At 74.6% G+C, this 12,976-nt stretch carries 13 protein-coding genes; 9 read left to right on the top strand and 4 right to left on the bottom strand.

The window, feature by feature from the left end:
- Nucleotides 1-6: 6 nt before the first annotated feature.
- The 3 genes from ACU610_RS00220 to ACU610_RS00210 form a co-directional block, all read right to left on the bottom strand.
- A complete protein-coding gene (locus ACU610_RS00220) occupies nt 7-792 on the bottom strand; it encodes a DsbA family protein (protein ID WP_446765721.1) in 786 nt (261 codons plus the stop codon).
- Complete coding sequence (locus ACU610_RS00215; protein WP_446765720.1) at nt 776-1,324, bottom strand: MauE/DoxX family redox-associated membrane protein; 549 nt, start codon at nt 1,322-1,324, stop codon at nt 776-778. The genes ACU610_RS00220 and ACU610_RS00215 overlap by 17 nt, the downstream gene beginning before the upstream one ends.
- Before the next feature lie 94 nt (nt 1,325-1,418).
- Nucleotides 1,419-2,162: a YcnI family copper-binding membrane protein gene (locus ACU610_RS00210; RefSeq protein ID WP_446765719.1), complete on the bottom strand. Its 744-nt coding sequence runs from the start codon at nt 2,160-2,162 to the stop codon at nt 1,419-1,421.
- Between the two features lie 781 nt (nt 2,163-2,943).
- Between ACU610_RS00210 and ACU610_RS00205 the strand changes: the two genes are divergently transcribed.
- From ACU610_RS00205 to ACU610_RS00185, 5 genes are all read left to right on the top strand, one after another.
- Complete coding sequence (locus ACU610_RS00205) at nt 2,944-3,204, top strand: hypothetical protein (protein WP_446765718.1); 261 nt, start codon at nt 2,944-2,946, stop codon at nt 3,202-3,204.
- 365 nt (nt 3,205-3,569) lie between these two features.
- On the top strand, nt 3,570-4,574 hold the full coding sequence (locus tag ACU610_RS00200; RefSeq protein ID WP_446765717.1) for an NAD(P)H-dependent flavin oxidoreductase: 1,005 nt from the start codon (nt 3,570-3,572) through the stop codon (nt 4,572-4,574).
- 53 nt (nt 4,575-4,627) lie between these two features.
- Nucleotides 4,628-5,530, top strand: coding sequence for an MOSC domain-containing protein (locus ACU610_RS00195; RefSeq protein ID WP_446765716.1), 903 nt, complete (start codon nt 4,628-4,630; stop codon nt 5,528-5,530).
- A 298-nt stretch (nt 5,531-5,828) separates the two neighbouring features.
- The gene (locus tag ACU610_RS00190) at nt 5,829-8,354 is read left to right on the top strand and encodes an ATP-binding protein (protein WP_446765715.1); all 2,526 of its coding nucleotides are present in this window, start codon (nt 5,829-5,831) and stop codon (nt 8,352-8,354) included.
- Nucleotides 8,351-9,025, top strand: coding sequence for a response regulator (locus ACU610_RS00185; protein WP_446765714.1), 675 nt, complete (start codon nt 8,351-8,353; stop codon nt 9,023-9,025). The genes ACU610_RS00190 and ACU610_RS00185 overlap by 4 nt, the downstream gene beginning before the upstream one ends.
- 12 nt (nt 9,026-9,037) lie before the next feature.
- On the opposite strand, the gene ACU610_RS00180 is transcribed toward ACU610_RS00185, so the two are convergent.
- The gene (locus ACU610_RS00180; protein ID WP_446765713.1) at nt 9,038-11,002 is read right to left on the bottom strand and encodes a hypothetical protein; all 1,965 of its coding nucleotides are present in this window, start codon (nt 11,000-11,002) and stop codon (nt 9,038-9,040) included.
- 254 nt (nt 11,003-11,256) lie between these two features.
- Here ACU610_RS00180 and ACU610_RS00175 point away from each other — a divergent pair, with 254 nt between their 5' ends.
- The 4 genes from ACU610_RS00175 to ACU610_RS00160 are packed head-to-tail and all read left to right on the top strand — an operon-like array spanning nt 11,257 to nt 12,942.
- Nucleotides 11,257-11,934: a hypothetical protein gene (locus ACU610_RS00175; protein ID WP_446765712.1), complete on the top strand. Its 678-nt coding sequence runs from the start codon at nt 11,257-11,259 to the stop codon at nt 11,932-11,934.
- Nucleotides 11,931-12,377 (top strand): hypothetical protein, encoded by a 447-nt coding sequence (locus ACU610_RS00170; RefSeq protein WP_446765711.1) that lies wholly within the window; start codon nt 11,931-11,933, stop codon nt 12,375-12,377. Before ACU610_RS00175 ends, ACU610_RS00170 begins: the two co-directional genes overlap by 4 nt.
- Nucleotides 12,308-12,595, top strand: a complete 288-nt coding sequence (locus tag ACU610_RS00165) for a hypothetical protein (RefSeq protein ID WP_446765710.1) — start codon at nt 12,308-12,310, stop codon at nt 12,593-12,595. The genes ACU610_RS00170 and ACU610_RS00165 overlap by 70 nt, the downstream gene beginning before the upstream one ends.
- Nucleotides 12,592-12,942, top strand: coding sequence for a hypothetical protein (locus ACU610_RS00160; protein ID WP_446765709.1), 351 nt, complete (start codon nt 12,592-12,594; stop codon nt 12,940-12,942). Before ACU610_RS00165 ends, ACU610_RS00160 begins: the two co-directional genes overlap by 4 nt.
- Nucleotides 12,943-12,976: the final 34 nt, after the last annotated feature.

Below are 12,976 nucleotides of genomic sequence, written 5' to 3'. Positions count from 1 at the left end.
GACGGCTCAGCGCTGGGCGGCCTCGACGGCGGCGGTCAGTGCCTCGGCCGTCGGCACCTCCAGCGGGACCCCGTCGACGAGGACCCACGGCGTGCCGGTCAGTCCGTCCCGGCTGGCCTGGTCGGTGGCCCGCGCGACCCAGGTGCCGAAGCGGAGGTCCCGGATGCCGGAAGCGACGTCGTCGCCGCCTGCACCGGCCTGGGCCGCCAGGGTGATCAGCTCGTCGTCGGGCAGGCCGGGGCCGCCCTCGGCGGGCTGCCGGGCGAACAGCAGCTCGCTGAAGGTGTGGAAGGCCTCGACGCCGGCGGCGTCGGCGACCACGGCGGCCGCGTTGGCCGCGCGGGTCGAGTAGTCGTCGTCGGACAGGCGGTCGAGGATGGCGACCGGCCGGTACCGGACCCGTACCACCCCGTCGGTGACCAGCTGGTCGATCGTGCCCGACGCGTCGGTTTCGAAGGCCCGGCAGGCGGGGCAGAGGTAGTCCTCGTAGACGTCGACGGTGACCGGCGCGTCGGCCGAGCCGAGCGCGAAGCCGGTCTCCGCCGTCCCCTCGGCGGTGTTCCCGGGCGCCACTGCGGCGCTGGTGTCGGTGCGCGCCGACTGGATCACCACGGTGACGACGACGGCGATCACCACCAGCACGGCGACGGCGATGCCGGCGCCGAGCTGGGCGCGCCGCCTACGCCGTCGCCGCTCGGCCGCCAGCTCGGCGGCCCGACGGGCGGCGATGCGCTCGCGGGCGGCCTGCCGCCCACGTGTCGGACCAGGGGTCCGGTCAGGAGTCGCGGGCATCGGCACCTCCCGGGATGGCCCGGCCGGTCGCCGGCCGGGCGCGGTCGAGCAGCGCCAGCCGCGTCCGCGGCCGGAGTGCGAGCAGGACGGAGGCGGCCAGCAGGACGACGTCGCGCAGGATCTCGCTCAGGTAGGCGGTCTGGTCCGCGTCGACGTGGCCGCCGCCGCCGAAGCACCCGCAGTCGATCGTCAGCCCCCGTGCCCAGGCCGAGGCGACCGCGGCGGTGAACCCCGCGAGCAGCAGCGCGGAGACCGCCGCGGCCGGCCGCACGAAGACACCGGCGAGCAGCAGGACGCCGATGGCGATCTCGAGCACCGGGAGCCCGAAGGCGAGCACCGGGACGAGGGCCTCGGGCGCCAGCTGGTATGCGCGGACGGCCCGCTCGGCGGCGGCCGGGTCCGGCAGCTTCAGCAGTCCAGCGACCACCCACACCCCGCCGAGCACGACGCGGACCGTGGTGCCGGCCCAGGGCAGCACCTCCGTGCGCCCGTGACGGCGCACGAGGCGGACGCCGGTGCCGGTTCGCGCCACGACTCCTCCTCTCCGACCCGCCGGCCATCGTCCCGGCTCGCGAGCCACAGCGGCGGCACCTGCCGCACGGGCGGGCGCCGTCACCGCCTGGTCGTCAGCTGGTACGCCGCCGCGCGGACAGGCCCAGCCCGAGGCCGGCGAGGCCGGCGCCCAGACCGAGGGCGCCCACGACGAGGGCCGTGACGGTCAGCCCCGAGTCGTCGGAGTCCGCGTCGGCGGCCGTCGCGTCGGACTCGGCCGAGGCCTCGGAGACCGACGGGCTCTCCGCGGCGCCGCCGCCGTCGGCGTCGAGGCCGCCCGCACCGGCGAACGCGAGTACGGGAGCCGGGCTCTCCGGCTCCTCCTGGCCCTCCACGGTCGGCTCGATCCAGGCCTGCTCCGTGCCGTCGTCGTAGGTCTGGATGGTCGGGAAGCTCATCGCGTCGACCTCGGGGATGGGGCCCGCGCTGATCGAGAACGTCCGGTACTGCCCCGGCGCGATGCCGGCGCCCGGGTCGGCGGTCCAGGTGATCTCCGTGACGGCCTCGGTGACCTCGCTGCCGTGGACCTCGACCGGCGGGTCGATCTGCCCGGTCGTGGTCGTCGCCGTCCAGCCGGGCACCGGCTCGAGGCTCACCGAGGCGAGCGGGGTGTCGGCGGGGACCTGCACACGCAGCGAGACCGTCGAGGCCGTGTCGCTCTCGTTGGGCACGCGGAAGGTCAGCTCGCCGTAGCCGCCAGGGGCCGCGTCGGTCGAGGAGACGCGGACGTGTGCGGAGGCGGTGCCCACCCCGGTGGCGAGGACCGCGACGGTCACGACGGAAGCCGCGGCCAGCGCGCGGAGGGGACGGACGTGCACAGGAGAACTCCTTCGTCGACTGCGTGCCGGCCCGTTGCCCGGCTCGCGCGGTGTCCCGGTAGTCGCTCCGGCGTCCCCTCGGGTTCCCGGACGCCGGAGCGACGACGGTCACCGCGACCGCAGCACCGGCTACCGGTGCGTCACGCCGGCGGTGCATCCGGCGGCAGACCGCACGTCGTCGAGGATCGGGATCCCCCTCACCGGGTCACCACCCACCCACGCGTGAACGGACGGTCCGGACCCGTCGCGTCGACCTGACCAGCCCCTCCCCCGCCGGGCGCGGCGCACGGCGGGGAGCGCCTCGACGCATCCGGTGGCGGCGCACGTGAACGGGTTCACACGGTCGCGGCCGGGCGTCCATGCTCGGTCATCTTCCCGCTCAGAGGAGGCGACCATGCCGACCGCAGCCCGTCGCACCGCCACCACGACGGACACCTCCAAGACGAGGACCCCCACGACCGACCGCCCCGCCGGTTCCGCCACCACGAGCACCCCCGGTGGGACCCGGGGCAGTGGGCGGGCCACCGGCAGGGCACCCGCGCGGAGCGGGGCCGCTGGTCGGACCGGCACCGCCACGAGACAGCGGCCGACCGGTTCCGCCCTCACGTACGTCGCCGGCGCGCCCGTGGGCCCTGAGCGGGCCACCAGCAGGGCACCGGCACGGAGCGGGACCGCTGGTGCGACCGGCACCGCCACGACCCAGCGGCCGGCCGCCGCTGCCGCGACGAGCGCCCCCGGCGCGACCCCGACCCGAGACCAGGCCGCCGAGCAGGCCGAGAAGATGGCGCGCGCCGCCGTCGAGAAGGCCGCCGCCCTCGGGTCGGGAGTGGCCCGTTCGGTGCGGACGGTCGTCACGCTGCCGGCGACCGCGACCGTCGCGGTGGTCGACGACGTCGTCTCCGCCGTCCGGCGACCCGATGCCGTGCTGTACGGCGGCGCCCTGGTCGGCCTGGCCGCCTTCGGCCTCCTGGAGTGGCCGGTGGCCGCCGCCGTCGGTGTGGGCGTCGCGGTCGCCAGCGGGGTACGACGCGCCCGCGGCTGACGGCGACACCGGGACGCGCTGCCGCCGGGTGCGGGACCCGGCGTCGTACGGCCGTCGGGTCGGCGCCCGGCTGGTCGACCCGCACGGGCACGCGGCCGGCCGCTCGAGGGGGCTGCTTCGGTGCCCCGGCCGTGGACCCGCGGAGGGTGCGGTCGAGCAGTGCGCCTCCGACACCCGCGGCAACGGCCACGACGCGACGGAGAGGGACGGCGCGGCCGATCGGTCGTGAGGGGGCGCCGCGCAGTTCCGCACCGGAGCCCTGAGGAGCCGACGTGACCAGGCGGCTCCCGGTCGGGCTGGCCGCCGCCGCGGTTGCCCGTGCCACGCGAGGACCGCCCACACCGCCAGCCCCCGGAGGAGGAGTGATGACCCTGCGCACCCGCTTCACCGAGCGCTTCGGGATCGACCACCCCATCGTCTCCGCACCGATGGACCTCGTCTCCACCGCCGAGCTGGCCACCGCCGTGAGCCGAGCCGGAGGCCTGGGGCTCCTCGGCGGCGGCTACGGGGACGAGGAGTGGCTCAGCCGGGAGCTCGCCGCAGCCGCGGGCACCCGGGTGGGGTGCGGGTTCATCACCTGGAGCATCGACGCCCGCCTCATCGACACCGCCCTGTCGCACGAGCCTGCCGTCATCTTCCTGTCCTTCGGGGACGCCGGCCCCTACGTCGAGCAGATCCACCGGGCCGGCGTTCCGCTCGTCTGCCAGGTGCACGACCTGGCCCAGGTCGAGGAGGCGCTGCGCATAGGTGCCGACGCGGTCTGCGTGCAGGGCGGGGAGGCCGGTGGCCACGGCAAGGGGACCCGGTCGACCTTCACGCTCGTTCCCGAGGCTGCCGACCTCATCGCCGCGCGGCGGCCGGAGGTGCTGCTGCTCGCGGCCGGCGGGATCGCCGATGGGCGGAGCCTCGCCGCGGCGTTGGTGCTGGGCGCGGACGCAGTCGTCGCCGGCACCCGCTTCTGGGCCACCCGGCAGGCGGCGGTCACCCGCGCCGCCCATGCCCGTGCCGTTGCCATCACCGGCGACGCGACCCGCCGCACCGGCGTCTACGACATCGTCCGCGGCAAGGACTGGCCCCCGGTCTACACCGGGCGCGTCGTGGCCAACGACTTCGTGGTCCGCTGGCACGGTCACGAGACCGAGCTGGTCGAGCACCTCGACGCCGCACGTGCGGAGTTCTCGCACGCCGTCGACGCCGATGACGTCGACCTCGCCAACATGATCGTCGGCGAGGCGGTTGGCCAGGTCCACGCGATCGAGGACGCCGGCGACGTCGTGCGCACCATGGCCGCGCAAGCGGAGGACATCCTGACCGGTGGGCCACTGCAGCGACGCCCCGGCGCATGGTCGGGGTCGGGGTCGCACCCGTAGCCCTCGCTCCGGGGACCGCCGACCAGCGGCCCCGCTGACCTCGAGGAGGAGTCGTGATCGACGTCGACCTGCCGCCCGGACCCCACGCGGGTGCGCTCGCCCGCGGGTTCGCCGCGTGCCTGGCGTCGGTCACCGAGGTGCCGGTGACCGACCTGCCGCTGCCCGACGCCGATCTGGCACACGCCCTGGGCGCCTGGCGGACCTGGCTGGCCGAGCACGGCTCGGGTCTGGTGCCCATCGCCGACCCCGTGCGCTTCCAGTGGGCCGGGTGGTGGATCGCCGTCGTCGAGGACCCGCCCGGGCCGGCGGGCGGCCGGCCGGCCGGCCAGACGGCGGTGGCCGTGCTGGCCTTCGGCACGCCGCCGGGCGTGGTGCTCAGCCCGCAGGCACCCGCGCTGCTGGGGCGGGCCACCGCGGACCTGCGCATCCGGGAGGCCTACGCGGTCGCCTCCCTCGACCCGGTGCTGCACCGGCGGCCGACCGCGCCGGACCTGCGCGGCACCGTCGCGGGCCTGGCCGTGGCGCCCGCGGCGGAGGCGCCGATGCGGCTGCTCGAGGTCGCGCACGCCCGCGCGGGCCGCGGACTGGACGGCGACCGCTACGCCGCGGGTGCCGGCACGTTCAGCCCCCGCGCCGGCCGGCGGCCCGGCTACGACCTGACCCTGATCGCCGCCGAGGTGCTCGACGAGCTGGCCGCGGCCGGGCAGGTGCTGGACTTCGCCGGCACCCGGCGCAACGTCCTGACCCGCGGCCTCGACGTCGACGCGCTGGTCGGTCGGCGCTTCCGCATCGGGGAGGTGCTGTGCGACGGCCGGCGGCCGTGCGAGCCCTGCGTGCACCTCGACCGGCTCAGCGGACCGGGGATCCTGCGGCCGCTGATCCACCGCGGCGGGCTGCGCGCCGACGTCCTCACCGACGGGGAGATCCGCCTGGGAGCACCGATCCTCTCCGTCTGATCGAACGCATCGACCCCGGCTTGCCGGCGCCGAGCCGGTCGCGGACCTGATCCGTCACCGTCCTGCGCTCGGCGCCGCTCCTCCCGGCAGGAGCAGCCCGCGGGCCGGCCGGGGTCAGCCCGGGTCGGCGGCGTCCGTCCGCGCACGCGTCCCCACCCCCGTGACCGCGTCCCCGGGTGGGGACGTCGACCCCTGACGACGCGGCCGGTGCCGCGGCGGCGACCGGGCCGCGGATCCTGACGAGACCCCGACGCCGGACTGCGCCTCGAGGCACTCCTGCCGGTCGATCATGGACGCCGTGTCCCGCGGAACCCTGCGCATCCACCTCGGCGCCGCTCCCGGCGTCGGGAAGACCTACGCCATGCTGGGTGAGGCGCACCGGCGGCTCTCCCGCAGCACGGACATCGTCGTCGGTCTCGCCGAGACGCACGGCCGCCGGCGCACCGCTGACCAGCTCGAGGGCCTGGAGGTGCTGCCCCGGCGGGAGGTCACCCACGGCGGCGTCACCCTGATCGAGGTGGACGTCGGCGCCGTGCTGGGACGGCGGCCGGAGATCGTCGTCGTCGACGAACTCGCCCACACCAACGCACCGGGGTCGAGGAACCCGAAGCGCTGGCAGGACGTCGAGGAGATCCTCGACGCCGGCATCCACGTGTTGTCCACGGTCGACATCCAGCACCTGGAGAGCCTCAACGACGTCGTCGAGCAGATCACCGGCATCGCCGAGCAGGAGACGGTTCCCGACGCCGTCGTCCGCCGCGCCGACGAGATCGAGCTCGTCGACACGACCCCGGAGGCGCTGCGCCGCCGGCTGGCGCACGGGGACGTCTACCCGGCCGAGCGGGTCGACGCCGCGCTGACCGACTACTTCCGCATCGGCAACCTCACCGCCCTGCGCGAGCTGGCGCTGCTCTGGCTGGCCGATCAGGTGGACGAGGGGCTGCGGCGGTACAAGGCCGAGCACCACATCGACCACGTCTGGGAGACCCGCGAGCGAGTGGTGGTCGCGCTGACCGGCGGCGGTGAGGGCGAGACGCTGATCCGCCGCGCCTCTCGGGTGGCCCAGCGGTCGGGAGGCGACCTGCTCGCCGTGCACGTCCTCGCCTCCGACGGGCTCACCGGCGCCTCCCCCGCGGCGCTGCGCACCCTGCGCGAGCTGGTGGAGAGCCTGGGCGGCAGCTACCACCAGGTCGTCGGCGACGACGTCGCCGCGGCCCTGCTGGAGTTCGCCCGCAGTGTCGACGCCACCCAGCTGGTCCTCGGCTCCAGCCGCCGCTCCCGCTGGGCCCGCGCCCTCCGCAGCGGGATCGGGGCCCAGGTGATCGTCGACTCCGGCGAGATCGACGTGCACATCGTCACCCACGCCGCGGCCGGGTCCCGCGGCTGGCGGCTGCCCCCGCTGACCGGCGCGCTCACCGCCCGCCGCCGCTGGCTCGGCCTGGCACTGGCGCTGCTCGGCGTGCCGGCGGTGACCGCCGCGTGCCTCGCGGCCGGTTCCGCCGTCTCGCTGTCGGTGGTGCTGCTCGCCTTCCTGCTGCTGGTCCTCGCCGTCGCCCTCGTCGGCGGACTGTGGCCGGCCGTGGCTGCCGCCGTGCTGGGCGGGCTGGCCGAGAACTGGTTCTTCGTCGCCCCCACCGGCCACCTGGACGTGCACCAGGTCGACGACGTGGTCGCCCTCGTCGGCGGCCTGATCGTGGCGGTCGCCGTGGCGTCCGTGGTGGACCGCTCGGCACGACGGGCGACCGTCGCCGCGCGGTCCCAGGCCGAGACGGCCATGCTCGCCTCGCTGTCGAGGGCGGTGCTGGCCGGTGACCGCGGACTGCCCAGCCTGCTGGAGCAGATCCGGGAGGCGTTCGGGCTGCGGACCGTGGCGATGATCGAGCGGACGCCGGACGGTGACCGCGTCGTCGGCACGTGCGGCCAGGTCGGCGGCTCCCCATCCGACGCCCCCGTCGAGGACGTGACCGTCACCGACACCCTGGTGCTACGGCTCACCGGCCGCTGCCTGCCGGCCAGCGACCGACGGGTGCTGGTCGCCTTCGCCGAGCAGGCCGCCGTCGCGCTGCAGCAGGGCCGGCTGGCCGCGCAGGCCGCCGAGGCCGACCGCCTGGCCGCCGCCAACAGCATGCGCACCGCCCTGCTCGCCGCCGTCAGCCACGACCTGCGCACTCCGCTGGCCGGGATCAAGGCCGCCGCCTCAGCCCTGCGCTCCGACGACATCGACCTCGACGACGCCGACCGCGCCGAGCTCGAGGCGACCATCGACGAGTCGGCCGACCGGCTCACCGATCTGGTCGACAACCTGCTGGACATGAGCCGACTGCACGCCGGCGCCGTCAGCCCGGCGCTGATCCCGTCCGACGCCCCGGCCGTCGTGCACCGGGCACTGAACGGGCTGGACGGAGCCGAGCGCGCTCGTGTGACGCTGGAGTGGCCGGCGGACCTGCCACCCGTCCTGGCCGATCCCGGCCTGCTCGAACGGGTGGTCGCCAACCTCGTGAGCAATGCCGTGCGCCACGTACCCGGCGGCCCGGTGACCGTGACCGCCGGCACCGTGGGCGACCGGTTGGAGCTGCGGGTCGTCGACCGCGGCCCCGGAGTGCCCCTCGCCGACCGAGACCGGGTGTTCGCCCCCTTCCAGCGGCGGGGCGACGCCCCCTCCGGACAGGGGGTCGGCCTCGGGCTGGCTGTGGCGCGTGGGCTGTCCGAGGCGATGGACGGCACGCTGACCGCGGAGGACACCCCCGGCGGGGGCCTGACGATGGTCGTCTCCCTGCGGGCGGCCGCCGTCCCCACCCCGCCCGCCCCGGTACCGGCGCCGTGAGCCGAGTCCTGGTCGTCGACGACGACCCGCAGTTGACCCGGGCCCTGCGGATCACCCTCCGTGCGTCCGGCTACGAGGTGGCGACCGCTGCCGACGGGCGGACGGCGTTGCGCGAGGCGGCCACGCACTCCCCCGACCTCGTCGTCCTGGACCTGGGCCTGCCCGACCTGGACGGCACCGAGGTCCTCGCGGGACTGCGTCCCTGGTTCACCGGCCCGGTGCTGGTGCTGTCCGCCCGCGCCGACAGCCGGGACAAGGTCGGCGCCTTGGACGCCGGCGCCGACGACTACCTGTCCAAGCCGTTCGACATGGGCGAGCTGCTCGCCCGTCTGCGGGCGCTGCAGCGGAGGGCCGTCTCGGAGCCGGAGACCTCGGTGGTGCACGCCGGCTCCTTCACCGTCGACCTGGCCGCCAGACAGGTGACGGTCGACGGCGCGGTCGTCCGGTTGACCCCGACCGAGTGGGGACTGCTCTCCGAGCTGGCCCGTGCGCCCGGGCGGTTGGTCAGCCAGCGGCAGTTGCTGCAGTCGGTGTGGGGACCGGCGTACGAGAAGGAGACCCACTACCTGCGCGTCTACATCGGGCAGCTGCGCCGCAAGCTCGAGCCGGACCCGGCGCATCCCCGCCACCTGCTCACCGAGCCGGGGATGGGCTACCGCTTCACCCCGTGAGCGACCGGCCCATCAGCCGACGTGCACGCGGGGGCGGCGCGTGCGGTCGGGCTCGGCCTCCCGGAGCACCTCGCGAGTCACCGGGGCGACCTCCCCGGCGCCGGTGAAGACGAACCGCAGCAGGTTGAGCAGCGGGTTGCCCTCGGTCCACTCGAAGTAGATGTGCGGCACCCGCTTGGTCTCGTCCCGGACGTGCAGCAGCAGCGCCGCCAGCGCGTTGGGGACGCTGGCGTGCGTCGTCCGGAGCACCCGGTAGCGCTCGTGGAGGATCTCGCCGCGGACGTCGAGGGCGGTCTCGAAGTCCGAGGGATCGGTGAGGGTGACCTCGACGAAGACCAGGTCGTCGTCGTCGGGGAGGTCGTTGTCGGCCTGGATCTGCCGCATCTTCTCCCGGTACTCGAGGTGGTCGAGTTCATCCGGTTCGTTGGCCACCAGGCGGATCTTGCGCCGCGAGCAGTCGCGGACGAACAGCTCCGCCTTCGCGTCGAGGCGGACCTCGGTCACTCGGAGCTCGAGCGAGCGGGTCAGCCGGGAGACGAGCGACACCAGGACGATCGCGGTGATGAAGCACGCGGCGATCTTCACGCCGTCGGGCCGTTCGACGACGTTGACCGCGGTCGTGTAGACGAAGACCACCGCGATCGACCCGAAGGCCAGGGTCAGCGCGCGTTGGCCCGCGGCCCGTGCGGCGAGGGTGACGGCGATGGCCGCCGAGGTGATCAGCGCCAGGACACCCGTGGCGTACGCGCCGCCCTGGGCGTCGACGTCGGCCTCGAACACCCAGGTCACCACGAAGGCGACCGCGGTCAGGACCAGCACGAGCGGGCGGACGGCGTGCGCCCAGTCCGGCGCCATGCCGTACCGCGGCAGGTACCGCGGGATCAGGTTGAGCATGCCGGCCATGGCCGAGGCGCCGGCGAACCACAGGATCGCGACGGTGATCGAGTCGTACGCGGTGCCGAATCCCTCGCCGAGCAGTTCGTGGGCGATGTACGCCAGCGCACGGCCGTTGGCCTCGCCGCCCGGCTGGAACTCCTGCTGCGGGATCAGCAGGGTCGTGATGACGCTGCTCGCGATGAGGAAGACGCTCATGATCAGGGCGGCCGAGGTCAGCAGCTTCTTCGTGTCGCGGATCCGGCCCACGGGGTGTTCGTCGGTGTCGTCCGGGCCGCCCTGCACGTGCGGCATCACCGCGACACCGGTCTCGAAGCCGGAGAGGCCGAGAGCCAGCGCCGGGAAGACGACGAGCGCGGCGCCCACCATCGGGAAGGGACTGCCGTGCTGCCCCGTCAGGGCGCTCCACCAGTCGGCGGTCAGTGTCGGGGCCGCGACGACGTGCCAGAGGCCGACGACCACCACGACCGCGTTCAGCGCGAGGTAGAGGGCGACCACGCCGACCGCCACTCCGATCGCTTCGGTGAACCCCTTGAGGAACACCGCGCCGAGCAGCGCGAGCAGCCCCAGGGTGATGGCCACCTCGTGACCGTGCAGCGCGGAGGGGACGTGCGGGTTCTCCACGATGTGCGCGGTCGCGTCCGCGGCCGACAGGGTCATCGTGACGATCCAGGAGGTGGCGGCGAAGCCGAGCAGCACGAGGACGAACAGCTTGCCCTGCCACGAGGGCAGGAGCCGCTCGAGCATCGCGACCGATCCCTCACCTCGCGGGCTCTCCGCGGCCACCCGTCGGTACACCGGCAGGGCCCCGAACAGGGTCAGCGCGACCAGCACCAGCGTGGCGATCGGCGACAGCAGACCGGCCGCCAGGGCGGCGATGCCGGGCTGGTAGCCGAGGGTGGAGAAGTAGTCGACACCGGTGAGGCACATGACCTGCCACCACCGGTGCGTCTCGTGCGTCGCCGCGGGGTGCGCGTGCGGACCGGGGATCCCCCGGCGCTTCCGCGGCCGACCCTGCAGGAGCCAGTCGCGCAGCGGCGTCGTCGTCTGCGCCGGCGTCTGGGTCTCGGTCGAGGTGGCCACCTGCGCTCCTGTCCGCCGACGTCAGCACCGGATTCCACGGCCGACGCTAGGGCCCGCCGGAGGCCTGGGCCGCCCTGCGGAGGCAGGGAGGGCGTAAGGATTCCGTCAAGATCGTGTCGCCGTACCTCCTGGCGCGGGAGCGTGTCCGTGGACGTGCCGAGGTGGCGCCGCGCTGCGTCGGCATGCGCGCCGGCCGGCAGCCGTGCCCCGTCGGGGACGCCGACATCTCGGTCCCGATGACGTGAGGAGGGGCCATGAGCACCGGTACCGACTTCGCCGTCCCGGCGCGGGTCCCGACCACCTGCCCGCCCCCGGAACCGTCCGGCCGGCTGGAGCGCTGGCTGCTGGAGCACCGGGTGCACCAGCCCGAGGGGCCGGAGGAGGCCGAAGCCCACGCGACGGGCCACCCCTGGTGGCAGGTCACGTGCCTGACCGGCGTGGACTACTTCTCCACCCTCGCCTATCTGCCCGGCATCGCCGCCCTGGCCGCCGGCGCGCTCTCCCCGCTGGCGACGCTGCTGATCGTGGCGCTGACCCTGTTCGGCGTGCTCCCGATGTACCGGCGGGTGGCGCGGGAGAGCCCGCACGGGCAGGGGTCCGTGGCGATGCTCGAGGACCTGCTGCCGTACTGGAAGGGCAAGGTCTTCGTCCTCGTGCTGCTCGGCTTCGTCGCCACCTCCTGGATCATCACGATCACGCTCTCAGCTGCCGACGCCTCGGTGCACGTGCTGGAGAACCCGTTCTTCCCCGACCTCCTCGAGGGCCACGCGGTCGCACTCACCGTCGCGCTGCTCGGGCTGCTGGGCGGGGTGTTCCTCCTGGGGTTCAGCGAAGCGGTCGTCGTGGCGATCCCCCTCGTGCTCCTCTTCCTCGCGCTCAACGGCGTGATCGTCGTCGTCGGCATCCCGTCGTCCTGGTCTACACGGCGGTGAGCATCGTCATCACGCTCGTCTTCCGGGCCGACGTCAACGCCCAGGCCGGGGCCTACGCCACCGGCATCCTGGCGATGATGGTCTCCGGCGCGATCGCCGTGACCATCTCGGCGGTCCGGCGACGTCGGTGGCCTGCCGCCATCGGGTTCGGCGTCCTCACGCTGGTGCTGCTCTACGCGCTGGTCGCCAACGTGGTCGAGAAACCGGACGGCATCACCATCTCGGCGTTCTTCATCGTCGGGATCATCGTGATCTCGCTGATCTCCCGGGTCACCCGCACCACCGAGCTGCGGGCCGACCACATCGAGTTCGACGACGACGCCCGCCGGTTCAACACCGACTCCCTGGCCTCCTGCAAGGCCAACTGCACCTCGTGGCGAACAAGCGACAGGCCGGGGACAAGGCCGAGTACGACGAGAAGGAGGCCGCCCAGCGCGGCATGAACCCGGTGCCCGATCCGGCCGACGTCCTCTTCCTGGAGATCGACGTCGTGGACCCGTCGGAGTTCAGCGGCGCTCTGTGCGTACGGGGAGTGCAGATCGACGGCCACCGGGTGCTGACAAGCGGTGTGCTCATTGCTTGGTGGGGTAGTCGCCGTGAGTGCGGGCGTACTCGATGGACCTGCGCGAGCGGGTGGTTGCCGCGGTTGATGGTGGGATGAGCCAGGAGCAGGCGGCGGTGGTGTTCGGGGTGTCGGTCAACACCGTCGGCCGGTATCTGGCTCGCCGGCGGACCACCGGCAGCCTGGCCCCGACCGCACAGCGGCACGGCCCGACGCCGAAGAAGAGGCAGCGGCTGCACGCCTGGCTACCGGGTCGGCTGGCCACCGCGGCCGATGCCACGCTGGCCGAGCACGCCGCGGCGTTCGCCGCCGAGGCCGGCCTTCGGGTGTCCCTGGCGACGATGTCGCGGGCCATCGCCAGCCTGCCGGCCGACGATCCCGGCCAGGCGCTGACCCCGACGGGGCGTCGGCGGCGGCCGGGCCGACCGCTCAAGCAAAGACCCTGACCGCCACCGAGCGCGACGAGGCTGCTCGCACCCA

This window comes from Geodermatophilus sp. URMC 61, assembly GCF_052931555.1.
Note: the sequence above shows the minus strand (reverse complement) of the source record. Positions and strands in the feature narration are given on the sequence as shown.

Coding starts and splice junctions, on each gene's coding strand:
- ACU610_RS00200 (WP_446765717.1), top strand. CDS start 3,570: ATGACCCTGCGCACCCGCTTCACCGAGCGCTTCGGGATCGACCACCCC.
- ACU610_RS00175 (WP_446765712.1), top strand. CDS start 11,257: ATGAGCACCGGTACCGACTTCGCCGTCCCGGCGCGGGTCCCGACCACC.
- ACU610_RS00205 (WP_446765718.1), top strand. CDS start 2,944: ATGGCGCGCGCCGCCGTCGAGAAGGCCGCCGCCCTCGGGTCGGGAGTG.
- ACU610_RS00220 (WP_446765721.1), bottom strand. CDS start 792: ATGCCCGCGACTCCTGACCGGACCCCTGGTCCGACACGTGGGCGGCAG.
- ACU610_RS00160 (WP_446765709.1), top strand. CDS start 12,592: ATGAGCCAGGAGCAGGCGGCGGTGGTGTTCGGGGTGTCGGTCAACACC.